The 18,016-nt window shown below is 70.8% G+C and carries 19 protein-coding genes and 1 pseudogene; 8 read left to right on the forward strand and 12 right to left on the reverse strand.

All coding sequences use genetic code 11. The features are described from left to right. Positions 1–27 precede the first annotated feature (27 nt). The 3 genes from CEB94_RS38625 (at position 28) to CEB94_RS38635 (ending at position 3,179) form a co-directional block, all read left to right on the forward strand. Entirely contained in the window at positions 28–1,293 is a 1,266-nt protein-coding gene (locus tag CEB94_RS38625) for a glycosyltransferase family 4 protein (RefSeq protein ID WP_175436574.1), read from the forward strand. Continuing rightward, positions 1,290–2,330, forward strand: coding sequence for a transferase (locus CEB94_RS38630; RefSeq protein WP_342790378.1), 1,041 nt, complete (start codon positions 1,290–1,292; stop codon positions 2,328–2,330). Before CEB94_RS38625 ends, CEB94_RS38630 begins: the two co-directional genes overlap by 4 nt. Positions 2,331–2,519: 189 nt before the next feature. Next, the gene (locus CEB94_RS38635) at positions 2,520–3,179 is read left to right on the forward strand and encodes a YceI family protein (protein WP_175436575.1); all 660 of its coding nucleotides are present in this window, start codon (positions 2,520–2,522) and stop codon (positions 3,177–3,179) included. Positions 3,180–3,194: 15 nt separating this feature from the next. On the opposite strand, the gene CEB94_RS38640 is transcribed toward CEB94_RS38635, so the two are convergent. From CEB94_RS38640 to CEB94_RS38665, 6 genes are all read right to left on the reverse strand, one after another. Next, a complete protein-coding gene (locus CEB94_RS38640) occupies positions 3,195–3,692 on the reverse strand; it encodes a molybdenum cofactor biosysynthesis protein (RefSeq protein WP_175436576.1) in 498 nt (165 codons plus the stop codon). A gap of 48 nt (positions 3,693–3,740) precedes the next feature. Next, positions 3,741–4,751 carry an MASE1 domain-containing protein gene (locus CEB94_RS38645; protein WP_175436577.1) on the reverse strand — a complete coding sequence of 337 codons (1,011 nt, stop codon included), beginning with the start codon at positions 4,749–4,751 and terminating at the stop codon, positions 3,741–3,743. Between the two features lie 51 nt (positions 4,752–4,802). After that, on the reverse strand, positions 4,803–5,633 hold the full coding sequence (locus tag CEB94_RS38650) for a PP2C family protein-serine/threonine phosphatase (protein WP_175436578.1): 831 nt from the start codon (positions 5,631–5,633) through the stop codon (positions 4,803–4,805). Between the two features lie 124 nt (positions 5,634–5,757). Next, positions 5,758–6,561 carry a DUF817 domain-containing protein gene (locus CEB94_RS38655; RefSeq protein ID WP_175436579.1) on the reverse strand — a complete coding sequence of 268 codons (804 nt, stop codon included), beginning with the start codon at positions 6,559–6,561 and terminating at the stop codon, positions 5,758–5,760. Positions 6,562–6,588: 27 nt separating this feature from the next. Then, entirely contained in the window at positions 6,589–7,203 is a 615-nt protein-coding gene (locus CEB94_RS38660) for a hypothetical protein (protein WP_175436580.1), read from the reverse strand. A 19-nt stretch (positions 7,204–7,222) separates the two neighbouring features. Next, on the reverse strand, positions 7,223–8,221 hold the full coding sequence (locus CEB94_RS38665; protein WP_175436581.1) for an inorganic phosphate transporter: 999 nt from the start codon (positions 8,219–8,221) through the stop codon (positions 7,223–7,225). Between the two features lie 138 nt (positions 8,222–8,359). Between CEB94_RS38665 and CEB94_RS38670 the strand changes: the two genes are divergently transcribed. The 3 genes from CEB94_RS38670 to CEB94_RS38680 all read left to right on the forward strand — a co-directional run bounded on the left by CEB94_RS38670 (position 8,360) and on the right by CEB94_RS38680 (position 11,206). Continuing rightward, entirely contained in the window at positions 8,360–8,959 is a 600-nt protein-coding gene (locus CEB94_RS38670) for a DUF998 domain-containing protein (RefSeq protein ID WP_175436582.1), read from the forward strand. A gap of 98 nt (positions 8,960–9,057) precedes the next feature. Next, the gene (locus CEB94_RS38675) at positions 9,058–10,263 is read left to right on the forward strand and encodes a glycoside hydrolase family 64 protein (RefSeq protein WP_175436583.1); all 1,206 of its coding nucleotides are present in this window, start codon (positions 9,058–9,060) and stop codon (positions 10,261–10,263) included. A gap of 271 nt (positions 10,264–10,534) precedes the next feature. After that, positions 10,535–11,206, forward strand: a complete 672-nt coding sequence (locus CEB94_RS38680; RefSeq protein WP_175436584.1) for a hypothetical protein — start codon at positions 10,535–10,537, stop codon at positions 11,204–11,206. Between the two features lie 231 nt (positions 11,207–11,437). Here the strand turns inward: CEB94_RS38680 and CEB94_RS38685 are convergent, their stop codons facing one another. The 5 genes from CEB94_RS38685 to CEB94_RS38705 form a co-directional block, all read right to left on the reverse strand. Continuing rightward, on the reverse strand, positions 11,438–11,863 hold the full coding sequence (locus CEB94_RS38685; RefSeq protein WP_175436585.1) for a DUF6003 family protein: 426 nt from the start codon (positions 11,861–11,863) through the stop codon (positions 11,438–11,440). 352 nt (positions 11,864–12,215) lie between these two features. Next, a complete protein-coding gene (locus CEB94_RS41420; protein ID WP_246112237.1) occupies positions 12,216–12,512 on the reverse strand; it encodes a hypothetical protein in 297 nt (98 codons plus the stop codon). A gap of 252 nt (positions 12,513–12,764) precedes the next feature. After that, positions 12,765–13,532: a restriction endonuclease gene (locus tag CEB94_RS38695; protein ID WP_175436586.1), complete on the reverse strand. Its 768-nt coding sequence runs from the start codon at positions 13,530–13,532 to the stop codon at positions 12,765–12,767. 120 nt (positions 13,533–13,652) lie between these two features. After that, positions 13,653–13,964 carry a hypothetical protein gene (locus CEB94_RS38700; protein ID WP_246112051.1) on the reverse strand — a complete coding sequence of 104 codons (312 nt, stop codon included), beginning with the start codon at positions 13,962–13,964 and terminating at the stop codon, positions 13,653–13,655. A 331-nt stretch (positions 13,965–14,295) separates the two neighbouring features. Continuing rightward, positions 14,296–15,900 (reverse strand): FAD-binding oxidoreductase, encoded by a 1,605-nt coding sequence (locus CEB94_RS38705; RefSeq protein ID WP_175436587.1) that lies wholly within the window; start codon positions 15,898–15,900, stop codon positions 14,296–14,298. 68 nt (positions 15,901–15,968) lie between these two features. Between CEB94_RS38705 and CEB94_RS38710 the strand changes: the two genes are divergently transcribed. After that, positions 15,969–16,601 (forward strand): TetR/AcrR family transcriptional regulator, encoded by a 633-nt coding sequence (locus tag CEB94_RS38710; RefSeq protein WP_175436588.1) that lies wholly within the window; start codon positions 15,969–15,971, stop codon positions 16,599–16,601. Between the two features lie 12 nt (positions 16,602–16,613). Then, positions 16,614–16,745 (forward strand): annotated as a pseudogene (locus tag CEB94_RS38715) (TetR/AcrR family transcriptional regulator); the annotation flags it as partial. 178 nt (positions 16,746–16,923) lie between these two features. Here the strand turns inward: CEB94_RS38715 and CEB94_RS38720 are convergent. Next, complete coding sequence (locus CEB94_RS38720; protein WP_425472523.1) at positions 16,924–17,940, reverse strand: AraC-like ligand-binding domain-containing protein; 1,017 nt, start codon at positions 17,938–17,940, stop codon at positions 16,924–16,926. Positions 17,941–18,016 lie beyond the last annotated feature (76 nt).

An 18,016-nucleotide genomic window follows, 5' to 3' on the forward strand; every position in this document is an offset into this window, starting at 1 on the left:
GCTCGTGCTCAATACATCTAGGCCACTATGAAGATCTCTTTCCTTATTCATAACGCCTACGGAATCGGAGGCACGATCACCACCACGTTCAACCTGGCCGGGGCCCTGGCCGAGCGGCACGACGTGGAGATCGTCTCCGCGTTACGCCACCGGGAGCACCCCAACCTCGTCCCGCATCCACGGGTGCGGCTGCGGGCGCTGGTGGACCTGCGCAAGGAGGCGGACCATCCGTTGCACCAGAGGCCGGCGAAGGTGTTCCCGCCCGCCGAGTACCGCCATCACCAGTACAGCGAGCTGACCGACCAGCGCATCGGCGAGTGCCTCGCGGCTCTCGACGCCGACGCCGTCATCGGCACCCGCCCGGGCCTCAACGTGCACATCGCCCGCCAGGCCCCGCAGCACGTCCTGCGCGTCGGCCAGGAGCACCTCACGCTCGACAACCACTCGCCGCGGCTGCGCACCGCCCTGCGCCGCGCCTACCGCCGCCTCGACGTGATCACCACCGTCACGGAGGCGGACGCCGCCGCCTACCGGCGCAAGATGTGGCTGCCCGGCGTCCATGTGGAGGCCCTCCCGAACAGCGTCCCCGACCCCGCCCTGCCCCCTGCCGACAGCACCGCCAAGGTGGTGATCGCCGCGGGCCGCCTGGTTCCGGTCAAGCGCTACGACCTCCTCATCGAGGCGTTCGCCCAGGTCGCCGACGCGCATCCGGACTGGCAGCTGCGCATCTACGGCAAGGGGGAGGAGCAGGCCGGCCTGCGCCGGCTCATCGAGCGCCTCGGCCTGTGGAACAACGTGTTCCTGATGGGGGCCGCCACCCCCATGGAGGCCGAGTGGGCGAAGGGCTCGATCGGCGCGGCCGCGTCCAACTTCGAGCCGTTCGGTATGACCATCGTCGAGGCGATGCGCTGCGGACTGCCCGTCGTCAGCACCGACTGCCCCTACGGCCCCGGCGAGATCATCCAGGACGGAACCGACGGCCGGCTCGTACCGGTCGGGGACCGCGACGCCCTGGCGGCGGCCCTGCTGGAACTCGTCGGCGACGACGAGCGCCGCCGCCGCATGAGCCGGGCCGCCCTGGACAACGCGCGCCGTTTCGCCCCCGGCCCGGTCGTCGCCCAGGCCGAACGCCTCCTGGAGACCGCCGCCGCGGCCAGGAGCACCGGCCGGACAGCCACCCCGCAGGACCACCGCACCCAGAGCGCCCTGACGGGCCGGGGCCACGCCGCCCGCGACGCCGCCCACGCCGCTGCCGCCGGTGTACTGCGCTCGATACGGAAGGGACGCCGATGAGCACGCCGGAAGACAGGACGGCCAGCACGCCCGAGGGCACGAGGTCGGGCGAGCCGCGTGTGAGTACGTCGCCGGGCACGCCGCCCGGGTCGCCGAGCACGCCGCCCGCGTCGTCGAGCACACCGCCCGCATCGCCGGGCACGCCGCGCGAGGACGCGACGTTCGGCGAGCCGGGTGAGGGCGCGACGTCTGGCGAGCCGCGTGAGGGTGCGACGCCGAGCACGCCGGAGAGCCCGCAGCGCGACACCCACCTGCGCGCCGACTGCGCGATCGACACCGACGGCCGGCTCACCTTCCGCCTGCCGCCGACCCCCGGCGCACATCCGCAGCTGCTCCTGAGACTGCGGCCCAAGAAGGGTCGGCCCGAGACGACCCGTCACGTCCTCGACCTCGAGCTCGACCGGTCCGACGACCACCGGCACGCCGTACTGGAACCGCACCCGTCCCTCGACGAGGGCCGCTGGGACGTGTACCTGCTGCCCGAACCCGGTGCCGAACGCCGGCGGCTGCGCCCCGGCCTGCGGGATCTGCGCACCCTCGTCGACAGCCACCTGCGCGACCGCCCCTCGCCGGTCGCGGTCAGGATCCCGTACGCCACGAAGGACGGCTTCCTCGCCCTCAGGGCATGGCGGCGCACCGCCCACGCGGAGGCCCGCGCCATCGACGTCACGAACCGGGCCATGACGGTCACGGCCCGCCTGCACGGTGCCGAGCTCCACGACGACGCCACCGTGCGTCTGCGCCTGCGGGGCACCGACACCGTACGAAGCCTCCGCCCCCGGACCGACGAGGACGCCCGGGGCTTCTCCTTCACCGTCGGCCCCGGGGACCTGACGGACGACGGTGGGGGAGCGGCCCGCATCTGGGACGTCTTCCTCCGCCCCACCGCCGAGGCACCGCCGGTCAGGGTCGGCCGGCTGCTCGACGACGTGGCGGACCGCAAGCACGTGTACGTCTACCCGGCGATCGAGAGGGACGGATCCGCTCTCCGCCCTTACTACACCGTCGACAACGACCTCGCGATTGAGGTGACGTAAGACCGATTCGCCGAAATGCCCGACATGAAATTTCCTGGAGTTTCGGATGGCCGTTTCGGTGATGCGCCGCGACAGCCGTGTGTGGATTTTGTGCAAGCGGCGGCAAATGGGGTCAGGGGCTCGTTCTCAACAGCCGCAAATCGGGAGGGGACTTGCGGCTATAACCAAACTCAAGTACCTAGATGAATCATGAACCTGTTCAACCGCGTTGTGCCGTCCCGCCGGCAGGCACCGCTCCCCCCACAGCGCCCCACCGGCGCACCGGCATCCTCCACTGCCGTGCTGCCGGACCCCGACCTGGCCAGTCTGTCCGGTGAATGGGTCGTCGACCCCGCGCACAGCAGGATCGGCTTCTCCGTCCGGCATGCCATGGTGACCACCGTGCGCGGTTGTTTCCTGGAGTACGAAAGCCGGCTCTACTTCGACGCGTACGACCCCACACGGTCACGGGCCGACATCACTCTGTTCACCTCCAGCGTCGACACCGGGGTGGAACAACGCGACGCGCACCTGGTCGGCCGTGACTTCCTCGACGCCGCGACGTTTCCGCGTATGCGCTTCACCAGCACGGCGGTGGAGCAGACGGGCGCGGACCTGTTCAGCATGTCGGGCGAGCTGACCATCAAAGGCGTCTCCCGTCCCGTCGTACTCGACATGACCTACATCGGAAATGTCACCGACCCCTTCGGCTACGACCGGGTCGGCTTCGACGGCACCACCACCATCAACCGCTCGGACTGGGGCCTGACGTACAACAGCAGGCTGACCGAGGGCGGCGCGATGGTGAGCGAGAAGGTGCGCCTGCAGCTCGACATCGCTGCCATCCGCACGCCACAGTCGGGCGGCTGACCGCCCCGGGGGGCTTCACGACGCGACCTCGGCCCCGGCCACGACCCGGAACGTGGCCGGGCCGAGCGTGAGCACCCCGTTGCTCAGCGGCGTGCACCGCACACCGCCCCGGCCGCGCAGGGCGCGTTGTGCGCCGGGGCCGATGGTCACGTCCATCCACGCGCAGGGCCGGGCGGGACGCCTCACGGCGAACACCACCGGCCCGGTGCCGCTGTCCAGCGAGATCGTCGCACCGACGCAGGAGTCGATGTCGACACCCCTGAGCAGGATGTTCCGGCGGGTGTGCCGCAGATCGGTACCGGCCGGGAGGCTCTCCGAGGCCATGATGGTCACCGCCGCGTTCCGATGGGCGGGCCGGGCGTAGTAGCGGTCGCCGACCAGTCCCAGCTCGCGGCGTACTTCCACCCGGGTGACCCGCTCGTCGGACGGACCGGGGGACGGCCCCTCGGACGGCCGTCCGGCCAGTCGATGAGCGGGTGACACCAGCAGTTGCAGCACCTCCACCTCGGCCATGACGCCCACCCTACGTCCGGGTAACCGGCGTCGAAGCGCCCCAGCCCGTCACTCCTCCTGCCGCCGCGTGGGCAGGCCGTCCTCCACAGGAGACCGGCCGTCCGCCGCCTCGCCCGCGGTGAGGTGCTCCAGGACCTCGACCAGTTCCTGGCAGGCGCGCTCCACGGAACGGCGTGTGTAGATCTGCTCGGTGATCACCGCCGACAGGATCAGGGCGGTGAGCGCCATCGCCCCGTTGAAGGCCTGCAGCTTCATCATCACCTCGACCCGGCTGAGCCGTTCGAACGGCCCGACCCGGTCGGTCGCCGCCACCGTGGTCATGACCGAGGCGAACAGAGCGCACACCATGCTGCCCGCCAGCTGGAACCGCAGGGCCGCCCAGATCAGCAGGGGGTAGATGAGGAACAGCAGACTGAAGGGGCTGTGCGCGGCCAGCGGCACGAGACAGCAGGCGATGACCGCGAGCCCCGTGGCCTCCTTCCAGCGCGACAGAGGCAGCGGCAGGCGCACGCGGGACAGCAGGAGCAGCACCGGCGTGACGATGAGCACGCCCATCGCGTCACCCACCCACCAGGCCAGCCACACCGCCCAGAAGCCCGGCCACTCGATCTTGCCCGTGGCGATCAGGATGCCTGCGCCGGTGGTCGAGCTGATCAGCATGGCGGTGAACGCGCCCAGGAACACCAGGGCGAGACCGTCCCGCAGCCGCGCGAGATCGGCGCGGAATCCGGCCCGGCGCAGCAGCAGGTACCCCGCGACGGGTGCGGCGGTGTTGCCCGCCAGGACGCCCAGAGCCGAGGGCGTCAGAGAGGTGAGGGACAGGATGATGAAGAAGGCGCCCAGGGCGATCCCGGGCCAGCAGCGAAGCCCGAGGATCAGCAGGCAGGCGACCGAGACGCCGGTGGGCGGCCAGATGGGGGTGACTACCGCTCCCTCGACGACCAGTTCCCGCAACAGCCCCAGCTGCCCCGACACGTAGTAGCAGGCGGCGACGGCCAGCGTCTGCAGAGCGACGACGACCGGCGTACGCAGATCCTGGCTACCCACCACAGCAGCCATGAGACACCGAGGCCGCCGCCTCGGCGAGGCGGCGGCGGGCGTCGTGCGGCCCTATGGCTGAGCGTCCGGCCCGTCGAGGCCGACCACCAGGACGGCGGCGTCGTCGTCGTGCCCCACGCGCTCGGCACCCTTGATCACGGCGGCCGCGAGCGCGTCCACGTCCATGCCCGCCACCGCCGCGATGCCCGCGAGGCGCGTCACCTGGTCGAGGCCCTCCTCCAGCCGCATCGACGGCCCCTCCACGACACCGTCCGTGAGCAGTACGAACACGCCGCCCGTCGTGAGCTCGTACCGCGTCACCGGATACGGCGTCCTCGCCTGCACCCCGAGGGGCGGCCCGCCCTCGTCCTCGGTGATGCCGGACTTCCCGTCCGGCGTGGCCCAGACGCAGGGCAGATGCCCGGCCCGCGCGCTCTCCAGTACCCCGGCACACGGGTCGAGCCGCATGAACGTGCAGGTGGCGAACAGGTCGGAGCCCAAGGACAGCAGCAGATCGTTGGTCCGGGCCAGCACCTCGCCCGGTTCGCTGGTGACCGAGGCCAGGGCCCGCAGCCCGGCCCGCACCTGCCCCATGAAGGCCGCGGCCTCGATGTTGTGGCCCTGGACGTCACCGATGGCCAGACCGATCCGGCCGTCGCCCAGGGTGAAGGCGTCGTACCAGTCGCCGCCCACGTTGAGGCCCTGGCACGCGGGTGTGTACCGCACGGCCAGATGCAGCCGCCGGGCGACGGGCAGGTCCCGCGGCAGCATGCCGCGCTGCAGTGCGATCGCCAGTTCGACCCGGGACCGCTGCATCTCGGCCTGCGCACGCGCCTGAGCCGTCAGGGCCCCGAGCCTGGTCAGCAGCTCGTCGCCGTCGTCCGTCGTGCCGGTGCGGGACATTGATCACTCCGGCGAGGAAGGCCACGGTAGGTGACGACCCGAGGAGGCAAATCACCCGATATACGTCCATAGGATGATACTCAGGCGGAGGCCTCCGCGACGACTCCACGCCTCCCAGGAGCCCTCACCGCGCCTCCCGCTCCACCTCGGAATCCGTACGCCGCCCCACCGCCGCCAGCACGAACGTCACGCTGATGAGCAACGCCCAGGCCCCGAACTTCTCCACCCCCACCGGCTCCCAGCCGTGCTCCTGATAGGGATAGCGCCACGCACCGACCAAGGTCGCCAGATTCTCCGCCACCCACAGGAAGAACCCGATCAGCACGAACGACAGCGCCAGCGGCATCCGCAGACGCACCCCCCGCACCGTGAACCGCACCGACGTCCCCAGCGTGACGGCCACGAGCACCCCCGCCAGCCACCAGCGCACGTCGGGCAGCCAGTGGTGGCTGAAGAAGTTGACATATATGGCAGCGGCGACCACGGCCGTCGCCCGCGGCCGATAGCGCACGAGCCCCAGATCGAACAGATGCCAGGCCCGGCAGAGGTAGCTGCCCACCGCCGCATACAGAAACCCGCCGTACAACGGGACACCGGCGAACTTCAGCACGGCGGGCTCCGGGTAGCTCCAGGAGCCGAGCGACACCTTCACCAGCTCGAAGGCCAGACCGATGACGTGGCAGACCGCGATGACGGCGACGTCCCGCCCGCTCTCCCAGCCGCGCGCCCAGAACACCAGCGTGAGCAGCACACCGTAGACGACCAGCAGGTCGTAACGCGCCACGGGCAGTTCGGGCAGCAGCGCGGACACGGCCACGCCGGACAGCAGAGCGATGGCGAACGCGCAGGCCCGCGTCTGCATCCAGGCGAATGCGAGCAGCCGGCGAATCGGTGCGGCCAGGGGGCCGTCGATGCTTGCAGGGATCATGGTGCCCTGTAGGACGGCCCCGTGCGCCTACCGGTTGCAGCGAACCTCCCTGGCCGGAGTCCGCCCGCCCGCATGGTCCCGCGCCTGCGCCACGGCCTGCCGCAGCAGCCGGGACAGCAGCTGATCGGCCTCCGGCGCGGCGCACAGCACCCCCAGTGCCCGCTCGAGGTGCCGACGCCCCGGCCCCCGCCACCACAACAGATCGGCGATCCGTCCCGCCCGACCACCCGCGGGCGCCTGGGCGAGCCTCTGCGCCCTTCGCCGGCACGCACGGCCGCGCCGCGCCAGGCGCCGCGACGCGGGACGCACCCGGCGTGCCGCGTCCACGACCCCGCCGACGAGCAGCGGCGGGTAGTCACGGCCCGCGGGGCGGGCGTCGGCGAGGTCGGCGGCCAGCGGCCACAAGGCGTGCCGGGCGTCGTCACCGACACTGTCGTTGACCACCCGGGCCAGGCCCGCGAGCGCCGGATGAGTCCCGACCGGGCTGTCGGTGAAGCGGCCGGCGGCCAGCAGGGCGGCGGCCTCCATCAGACAGGCGCCGTCGTCCGGGTGCAGATGGGTGAAACGCCCGGGCACCGGAAGGCTGTCCGGGACCCGGGCGGAGGGCTCCACGGACACCGGACGGCCAGGAAGAGCGGTCATGGGCGGCCTCCGGCTGTGATCACACAGGGGTGACGGAGTGCAGGAAGAAATAGAGCGCCGCGGCCGGGATCCCCGCGCCGGGAAACGTGAGGATCCAGGCGGTACCGATCGAACGGGCCACCTGCCAGCGTACGTCGGAGAAACGCCGGGTGGCACCGGCGCCCAGAATGGCCGCGGTGATCGTCTGCGTCGTGGAGATCGGTGCTTTCAACAGGAACGCGGTCGTGTAGAGGACGGCCGCGGCAGCGGTCTCGGCGGCGAACCCGCGCGGCGGATCGAGGTGCACGATGCGCCGCCCCAGGGTGGTGATGATGCGACGCCCCCCGCTGTACGTACCGGCGGCCATGGCGAGCGCCACGGCCGCGATCACCCACACCGGCACGGAGAAGTCGTCCTGCCAGCCGGCTGTGACCAGCGCCAGCACGATGACCCCCATGGTCTTCTGCGCGTCCTGCAACCCGTGCCCCAGCCCCATGGCGGCGGCCGAGACGGTCTGCGCCAGCCGGAACCGCCGCATGATCCGCCGGGGTGCCGACCGGCGGAACACCCACAGGATGCCCGTGTGCAGCAGGTACCCGAGCACCACCCCGACCAGCGGGGACAGCAGCATCGGCAGGATGACCTTGTCCAGGATGCCCGACCAGTGCACCGTGGCGGACGCGGCGAGCGCGGCACCGACCAGCCCGCCGATCAGGGCGTGTGAGGACGAGGTGGGCAGCCCCCGCCACCAGGTGAAGACGTTCCACCCGATGGCGCCGATCAGCGCGCACAGGACGAGCAGCAGTCCTGACGTCTCCTCGGGGGCCCCGATGATGCCGCTGCCGACGGTCTGGGCGACCTCGGTCCCGAGGAAGGCGCCGCAGAAGTTCATCACCGCGGCCATGGCCAGCGCCGCGCGCGGTGTCAGGGCCCTGGTGGAGATGGAGGTGGCGATCGCGTTCGCGGCGTCGTGGAAGCCGTTGGTGAAGTCGAACGTCAGACCCACGATGATGATCAGCACCACGAGAGTGAGCTCCATGCCCGATCACCTTCCGACGCCCGGCGGCACGGTTCCATCGTGCGCTCCCCAGGCGGAGCGGGCTGCGCGAGTACGCCACGCGGGGCGAGCCGTTCGAAGGAACTCGGGGAGGCGGGTGTACCGCTTTACGGTGTCCTGATGCGATCTGTTCCTGCATGGGCGCTGGTGTCCTCGGGGTGTGCGCCGGTCTTCCTGATCATGGGCTGGCTGGTGGCGGCGTCGCTGCAGGGGTCCCCCTACGACCCCGCCGCCCAGACGATCAGCGTTCTGGCGGCCCCCGGGAACGCGGGGTCCTGGGTGATGACGGCGGCGTTCATCGCGCTGGGGTTCTGCCACCTGATGACGGCCTGGGGCCTGCGCCCGGCCGGGACCGCAGGACGGACGGCGCTGGCGGCCGGAGGCGTGGCGGCGCTGGCGGTGGCCGTGGTCCCGGCGCCGAGCGGCGGCGGCTCCCTGAGCCACGGTTCCGTGGCCGCCGTGGCCTTCGCCCTCCTGGCGGCATGGCCCGTGCTGGCCGCCCGGGCCGGTGCCGCCGTGCCGTGGGCCCTGCGCCCCGCACCCTGCCTGGCGGCGACCGCGGTGATGACGGCCGGCGCGGCCTGGTTCCTGATCGAGCTGCACCTCCACGGCGTGGCCGGCGTGGCCGAGCGTGCCGTGACGACCCTCCAGTCGGTCTGGCCCTTCGTGGTCGTCCTCTCCTGCCTGCGCGGATCCCCGCGTGAGGGGTGCCCGAGCTGACCGAGCGGTCGCAAGCATTGACAGGTACGGACCAAGAGGCAACCCTGAGAGCGCTCTCAGAATTCTCGAATCGGCCAACTGTCGAACGGAGGCAGAGCGTGTTGCGAACCCTCAGGCGCCGGGCCACGGCCGCGGGGCTGTCCCTCGCCACGATCCTCGCCGGCTCACTGCTGGCGACCGGAACGGGCGCGCCGGCCCACGCCGCCGTCCCGGCGACGATCCCTCTGAAGATCACCAACAACTCGGCCCGTGGCGAGCAGCTGTACATCTACAACCTCGGCACGGACCTGTCGACCGGACGGCAGGGCTGGGCCGACGCGGCCGGTACCTTCCACCCCTGGCCGGCGGGCGGCAACCCGCCGACCCCTGCCCCCGACGCCTCGATCCCGGGCCCGGCGGCAGGACAGTCGGCCACGATCCGCATGCCGAAGTTCTCCGGCCGTGTGTACTTCTCCTACGGCCAGAAACTGGTCTTCCGGCTCACCACCGGAGGCCTGGTCCAGCCCGCCGTGCAGAACCCGAGCGACCCCAACCGGAACATCTTGTTCAACTGGTCGGAGTACACGCTCAACGACGCGGGCCTGTGGATCAACAGCACACAGGTCGACATGTTCTCCGCTCCCTACGCGGTGGGAGTGCAGCGAGCCGACGGCAGCACCGCGAGCACCGGCCGGCTCCGGCCCGGCGGATACAGCGGCTTCTTCAACGCGCTCAGGGGACAGCCCGGAGGCTGGGCCAACCTGATCCAGACCCGTGGCGACGGCACCGTACTGCGCGCCCTGTCGCCGCTGTACGGCCTGGAGACCGGCGCGCTGCCGGCCACCGTCATGGACGACTACATCAACCGCGTCTGGCAGAAGTACTCCACCTCGACCCTGACGGTCACCCCGTTCGCCGACCGGCCCGGCACCAAGTACTTCGGCCGGGTCTCCGGCGGCGTCATGAACTTCTCCAACAGCGCCGGTGCCGTGGTCACCAGCTTCCAGAAGCCGGACGCCTCCTCCGTCTTCGGCTGCCACAGGAAGCTCGACGCCCCGAACGATGAGGTACGCGGCCCGATCTCGCGCACCCTGTGTGCCGGCTTCAACCGTTCCACGCTGCTGGTCAATCCCGATCAGCCCGATGCCGGCGCCGCCGACTTCTACAAGGACAACGTCACCAATCACTACGCGCGCAAGATCCACGCCCAGATGGCGGACGGAAAGGCGTACGCCTTCGCCTTCGACGACGTGGGCCACCACGAATCACTCGTACACGACGGCAACCCGCGCCAGGCCTACCTCACACTCGATCCCCTGAACTGAAGCGCCTCACCTGGCCGTCGGCACCGTGAACTGGTCGCGGTGCCGGCGGCTTTGCCGTATTCGCCGGCCGGAACCGCGCCCAAATCGAGTGGGCGACTACGAAGTTGGCCATTCATCAGTTGTGGAATCAATTACAACTTTGCCAACTCTTGGTGTAGCTCGGCCGTCGATTACGTGAGCCTCATGGGCATCACGCGGTGACCGCAAGCCCTGCTGGAGCAAGGGCAATTGTGGTCACTTTCCCCCCACGCAATGGTGAGAGGCACCAACGATGACGATGAACCACACCCTGCGGTACGGCAGCCGCGCGCTCGCGTTGACGGCGACCGCACTCGGGGTGATCGCGACGGCCGTGCCGGCCGCGGCCGAGGAACAGCCCACCGCGGAGCAGATCATGGCCGACTGCGCCTCCGGAGAAGGAAAGTGCGGCTTCAACTCCCCGCAGCTCGGCGAGGCCTACCTCGGTGAACCCCGTCAGGTCTCCGAACTGCTCTTCAACTGCACCGACTCGCCCGCCTCCCAGTCGATGTCATGGGCCGACACCGTGGGCTCCTCCCACTCGGTGGGAGGCTCGGTCACCGTGGGCGGCGGCATCGAGGGCATCATCACGGCCAGTGTGACCGCGACGTACAACTACACCTGGCAGAGCTCGCACACGGAGACGAGTTCCTTCACCGTCACGGTGAAGCCGGGAGAAGTGGGCTGGATCTCCCGCGCCCAGGTGATGCGGCAGATATCCGGCACGTGGCAGACCCACTACGACGACCCCAAGTGGGGCCACTACTACTGGTTCGTGCCCGACACGGTCACCGGCCCGGCCCCGAACGGCACGGACGGCAAGCACAGCGCGGTCGTGGTCAAGTCCCGCAAAATGACGGCCGACGAGAAGAAGCTGTGCGCCGGCGGCTCCACCCAGGACAAGGTCTTCACCCGCAGCCGCTGACCCCGTCCGCTTTGGCAGTGGGGCTCGCCGCCTCTCCTTCGGGTCGCGGCCGAAGAGCGACTTGGACCAGAGGTGGCCGAGAGGTCATGAGGTGACGCCAAGTGGCACCAGGTGATGCCACTTGGTGCCATGCAGTCGCCGCGCATGCTGATCGGCCCCGCCGGATGGTTTCTTGCCCGGCGGGGCCGATCGCTGGAAGCGGACGACGGGCGAAGGCTGCCCGCAGCGTCGTCAACTGCTTGCGGCGGCGGTCACCGTGGCGGGATCCACCCCGGTCAGTTCGACGATGCGGTGCGGTGCCACGCCGGCGGCCAGTGCGCGTCCGATCAGGCCGTCCCGACCGTCGGCGCAGTCGCGGTAGGCGAGCAGTTCCTCCTCGAGCCGGGCCAGCGGCTCCGGTGCCATCCGGTGGCGGAGGCGGTTCAGCTCCTCCTCGCTCAGCGGGACGGGCAGCCGTTCCGCTCCCTGGGGCAGGGCCGCCGTCTCCTCCGGCGGCAGCAGACGCAGGTGTGGTGAGGTGGGCGTGCTTCCCTGCGCGTCGAGCCAGGCGCGAACCGCGGGAGTCTCCATGCATGCCAGTTCACCGATGGCGGCCGGAGCCACGCCGAGCTGCGCGGACGCGTCGTCAAGCAGGAACAGGTAGGCGTCGTCGGTCATCCTCGGCTCCTTCTCAACGGGGTGCTGATCGACATCCCATTACCCCGCCGCGCCCGGATTACCGCCAGATCACCACGGATGGCGAAGGACACCCTGACGATGCGCACTCACTCGGGTGCGGCGGCACGGCGCCGGGTCTCGGTGAGGTGGAGGTCGATGTACGAGGCGAGGGCGAGTGCGTCCTTGAGCTCGTCGGCCTGGAAGGTGATGCGGCGCAGCAGGATGACGCCGTCGAGGGCGATGCCTTCGCGGGCGAGGACGAAGATCAGGGTGAGGAAGGCGGCGCGGGCGTTGCCGTCGTCGAACGGATGGAAGAAGCAGACGTCGAGGTAGGCGCGTGCGGCGCGAGCGGTCAGGGGGAGGGGCGTTCGGCGTCGTATGCGCTCTCGGCCAGGCAGGCGTCCAGGCGGGCTCGGATGCCGGGGGCGATGCCGTAGCGTTCCCGGCCGCCTTTCGCGAAGGCGGGTCGGTTGCGCAACGGCGGGGGCTGCGGTGTGCCCAGGACATGCCGCTGGCAGTGCCGCAGCAGTTCGAAGTCGAGGCGGGCGTCGCGCGCGGCGTCGGCCCGGAGCAGTTCCAGGGCGGTGAGCAGGCCCTGGGCTCGGGCCGGCTCCAGGGCGCCGTCGAAGCCGCGGATGTCCTCGGCCACACCGTCGCGAAACGACGGCCCAGCGGTCGAGGAACCAGGTGAGCACCTGGTGGCAGTGTCCGTGCCAGCCGCTGCCGCACCCGGTGCGGTCGGTCAGACAGGCCCCCGTTGAAGTCCCCTTCGTCGTGCGACCAGCGCCAGCCCGCCGTCCAACGGCCGTGGTGCTCCACCAAGGCATGCGACATGGCGTCGGCCCACAGCCACCAGGCCCCGCCGACCGCCGCGGACCGGCAGGCAGCCCGTCCGCACACCTCAGAACTCGGCACCAGTTGTTTCCCACCCGGCTGCCCCGCCACCCAGCGCTGCTTCCCAGGGCAGGGGACCGGTGCCGTCCGTCCACGCCTCCAGGGTCGCCCGGTCCATACACACGATCCCGCACTGCTCGGCGTACTCCAGCGCCGGCGCCGTGAAGTCACTCGTGCTGACCAGCACGGCGATGTCGGCCTCGTGCACGGTGAAGCACGTGCCGCCGAAACGCTGCAGATCCTGGGAGCCGACGCGATGGGACTCGCCGTAGTGCTTGCACTGGATGACGACCCGGCGCCCGTCGGGCGCCGCGGCCATGACATCGGCGCCCAGGTCCCCGGCGCCTCCCACGACCTCGACCCCGAAGCAGCCGTCGCGTTCGCAGAGTGCGGCGATCGCCTCCTCGAACTCCTCCGGCGTCAGGGCGTCGTAGTCGACGGCGACCTCGACGGACGTCCGCTGAGGGGGAACCGCTGGAGTCTCCAGCTCCTCGGCCGCCTCCGTGGCCGCCTCGTCGAGCGCTGCGGCGGCCCGCCGTGCCACGCCCGCCACGCGCATCCGGCGCCGCAGGCCCAGGCAGGCCGCGACACCTGTCACGACCAGTACGAACACCCAGGCAGGGTGCCGCTCGACAGCGCCGGCCGCCACGCGAGCGGCGAGGCCCAGGGCACTCACGACCACCGCGAGAAGTACGAAGAACAGGGTGGTCGATCGAAGATCGAACCCATACCGGCGGCGCTTCACCAGCGGTGTACGACGCGTAGGCACTGTCACGACATCCCCCCTCTTGGGATCAACGGCAAGATCACTCCCACCGTCTGCCCGAGATCACCTCCTTCACCACTCCAGCCGCCATGTGTGACGCCTCATCGGGCGGTCTCCATCACTACGTCGTCACCGTTCCCGAATGCGCCGCCACCACCAGCGCCCCGCAGTCCACTCGCTCACCCGACCCGGATTCGGAAGAGTGCGGCGTTCGAACTCCGCGTCGATCCGCGCCACCAGGCGGCCCAGATCCGCCCGGGCTCCTCCGGGCAGATACCGCAGGGCCACTTCCAGATCGTCTCGACCGTCCTCGATCTCGATGCCGGGACTGTCGTAAGGGTCGTCGAGGAAACGCCCCGGCTGCCTGAAGGCGCACTCGAAGCGGCGGAGAGCAACAGCAACGGCGTCGGGCCACAGATGTTCGGCCTCAACACGACGCACGGCCGCCCGAGTTCGGACTGATACGGATGGAATCCGCCGGACCGGCATGTACTTGGGTGGCCGCCACCGCTCGGCGCGGACGGCCTTCGGGCGCCTACGCGGCATTGCCCTTTCGGATCAGAACCATGCCGGCATCCTGCCACAGCCGGCCGCACCGCGAGTCCTGCCCGCCGGTAAGCGACGTCAGGAAAGGCCGCAGCAGGCATGAAGGCGGCAGTGGCGAGGCCGCGTCGGCCGATGCCCCTTGCGTCAGCCGGACTTGAGGGCGATCTGCGCGAGGGACCGAACCCACGCGCCAGGGCTCAACGCACCTCGGACCAGGAGCGGTTGGTCAGTCGATCAGGACGCCCGGGTTGAGGATACGCCGGGGGTCGAGGGCGTCCTTGGCGGCGCGCAGCGCCAGCGCGAAGGGATCCGGGCGCTGGAGGTCGTAGCCGGGCCGGTGGTCGCGGCCGACGGCGTGGTGGTGGGTGATGGTGGCGCGGTAGCGGTGCAGGACGTCGCTCGCGGCAGCCTTGATGTCGTCCCAGATCCGGACTTCGTCGCCGGGGCGGCCGGCGACGGCCACGGTGAAGTAGGGCGCGGCCCCGTCGGGGTAGACGTGCGTCAGGCGGCAGTTGACGGTGGCCGGATGCCCGGTGGCCTTCGAGGCGGCGGAGCCGACCTCGGTGCGGACGGCGTCGATCAGGGCGGGAACCCTGTCCCAGGTGGCGGCGGTCTCGAAGGTGTCCACAACGGCACCCATGCGGGCCAGACCGTCGCGCAGATAGGGCATGCGCAGGAACACCGAGCGCCAGGCGCTCACCGCCGCGTCGGCCGGGGAGTCGCGGTCCGCCGATGGCGTCCCGCCACGGCCGCCATGAGCACGGGCCAGCTCCAGGGCGCTCGCGAGGCGGTCGTCGACACGACTGGTGGCGGACTCGAAGCCCAGGATCAGGACGGAGGAGCCGTCGTGAGAGGCGCCGGACAGCAGCGCCTCACCGGGGTCGAGCAGGCGGCAGTTGGCGGGGGAGAGGTCGGACTGGGCGATGGCCCGCACCGCCTCCAGCGCCGGCCGGAAGCCGGTGAACGCCACGGACGCCGAGGCTCTGTGGCGCGGGCGTTCCTGCAGGCGCATCCACGCCTCGGTGATGACCCCGAGCGCACCCTCGGAGCCGAGGAACATGCGGTCGGGTGACGGCCCGGCACCGGATGCGGGCAGCCGCCAGGACGCGCCCGATCCGGCAGGCGTGACCACGCGCAGGGACTGCACGAAGTCGTCGATGTGCGTGCGGCCGGTGGCGTAGTGGCCCCCGGCCCGGGTGGCCAGCCAGCCTCCGAGGGTGGAGAACTCGAAGCTCTGCGGGAAGTGGCGCAGGGTCACGCCATGGGGCCGCAACTGCTCCTCCAGCACCGGACCGAGCGCCCCGGCCTGGATACGGGCCGAGCGGCCGGCGGTGTCGATCTCCAGGACCCGGTCCATCGACGTCAGGTCGAGCGACAGCACGGCACGGTGCGTGTCACCCCGGTACTCCACGCCGCCGACCACCGAGGAGCCGCCGCCGAAGGGGATGACGGCCACGCCCTGCCCACCGGCCCAGTCCAGCAGGTCGGACACCTCCCGGTCGTCGGTCGGACGGGCGACCAGGTCGGGAATCCGGCCCGGCCGGCCGCGCAGGGCCCGGATGATGTCGCGGTAGGCCTTGCCCATGGCGTGGGCGGCGCGTACGTCGGGATCGGCGGTGAGGAGGTGCGTCAGCGCGGGCGGAGGAGTCACGCCGGGTCGGGGCATCGACAGGTCGGCGACACGGGGTATCGGCAACGGGCGGGCCAGGGTGCCCGGCAACAGGGCGCCCATCGCGATGCATTCGGCGTCGTCGGGGTGGGCGTCGGCATAGCCCCAGCCCCACCAGGAGCGGGAGCGGGAGGTGCCGTGACCGGAGGGTGAGGCAGGCATGCGTGTGCTCCCAGCGAGAGCCGGTGAATTTACTCTAAGGAAAATTACCGTAGGGTAATATTCGTCTCATGACAACGCCTCCTTCCAAGGCCGGCACCAAAGGAGTCCCCAGGGCCGCTCGTGAGCAACAGGTCCTGGCCGCGGCCACCGAGGAGTTCGGCCGCCGCGGGTACGAAGCCACCACCGTGGCCGCCATCGCCACCCGGGTCGGCGTCACCAAGCCCCTGCTGCACCACTACTTCGGCAGCAAGCAGGAGCTCTACCTCGCGTGTCTGAACCCCGTGGGCGACCGGCTCCTGCACGCCATCCGCACCGCCATGACCGAACCCGCCTCCGCCGCACGGCCCACCTCCCTGCGGGTGCTGCACGCTCTGTTCACCGCCCTGGACGGGCAACGCGAGGGGTGGTTCGTCCTCTACGACGCCACGCTGCCGCCCGACAGTGAAGCCGCCCGCCGCGCGGCGTACTACCGCCGTGCCGTCGACGACCTCGCCGCGACCGGCACCGCCGACCTTCTGCGGACGGCCGGATCCAGCGACCCGCTGGACGCCGACGCCCTCGCATACGCCTGGCGCGGTCTGTGCACCGCACTGGTCCGCTGGTGGGTCGGTCACCCCGACCAGTCGCCCGACGCCATGACGCAGCGCTGCGCACGACTGTTCGCGGCCGGCCGCACCCTCCTCGCGGGGGCCTCGGACTGACGGGCTGTGATGTTGCTGTTCGGTGGGGTGCAGTCCTTCGACCCGTCGGGGGAGGCCGGTGACGATGACCCGATCCGTCCGCTCCTCGCGGCGATCGATCGCGCCGTGGCGGAATCCGTCCTGGCCGGCGAAGCGACGTCGATCCCCCGTCTCGATCCGGGCAGCCATGCAGGAACCTTCGTGACCTCCAACCCGGCCGCGCAGCCGCGGGTGTGCTGCACGCTGGCCAGACCACGTGGTCCGGCAGGTCACGCGACCGGTTACCGCTGGCTCATCCGGATCCGCCGGTGACAACTCCTGTGCTTCGGCTTCCGGGCCAGATCTACAGCCCTGGCCCGGAAGCTGTCGTGGTGTGGGTCTCCAAGGATGAGGGGCTCGAACGGCGTGAAGGCGTGGGGTGGTGTAGTTCGCGCCAGGCCCGTGGTGAGATGCCGTAAACCTGCTTGAACGCCTTGCTGAAGTGGGTGGCGTCCATGAAACCCCAGCGGCGGCCGATGCTCGCGATGGTCTGCACCCGGCCGCTGGGGCCGGCCAGCTCCTGTCTGCACTCGGCCAGGCGGCGGGTGCGGATCCAGCCCCCGAGGCTGATGCCCAACCGCGACAGCACGTTGTAGAGGTGGCGGACGGAGATGCCGTGCGCTGCGGCGATGCGCGGGGCCGACAGGCCCGGGTCGGCCAGGTGAGCGCCGATGTACTGGGTGATGCGCAGACCAAGCATCTCATCTGACGCGGCCCTGCCGGGGACGGAGTCTCCCAACTGGGAGGTCACTACGGCCCGGAGAAGTTCCACGCTGGCACCTACGAGTGACTCGGCGTATGTCCCGGCGCGCAGTTCTTCGCTGGTGGCCAGCTGGGAGAAGTACGTGAAGGCCAGGCGTGCGGTGGGGTTGCCCGGACCGAGCGTGACGGCGGCGGCCTTCCGCAGCGTGCGTTGCGGAAGTGCGAGCGCCTCGCGCGGGATGCGCAGGGAGAGGTAGCCGAAGCTCTGCTCGAAGCGCAGGGTGTACGGCGCGGTCGATTCGAAGACCACGAGGTTCCCCGGCCCGACGACGCACTGACGGCCGTACTGCCCGACCTGGTTGGTCCCCGTCACCTGAAGACCGAGGAAGACCGCCGGCTCGTGGTCCTCGCGGGCCAGCCGCGCCGTACGGCGCAAGCTGACCGGGGTTCCCTGAGCCGAGCACACCTTCATGGGGCCCACAGTGCCGAGTCCCATGCGGGCCCCAATGTCCTCCGGGGAGGTGTGATGGTCGATGTCGACCCGGGAGAAGGACTCCCACAGCGCGTGCCGGATCGTGTCCCGTCGCTCTGGCGGCGCCACGACCGAGGCATCGAGCACCCCAGCCTTGCCAACCGCAGGTGCCGCTTGTCCCCGACCCGGCGTGACGACGGCGCGGTGACGTGTTCCTCCCACA

It is taken from the genome of Streptomyces hawaiiensis (assembly GCF_004803895.1).
Taxonomy (GTDB): domain Bacteria; phylum Actinomycetota; class Actinomycetes; order Streptomycetales; family Streptomycetaceae; genus Streptomyces; species Streptomyces hawaiiensis.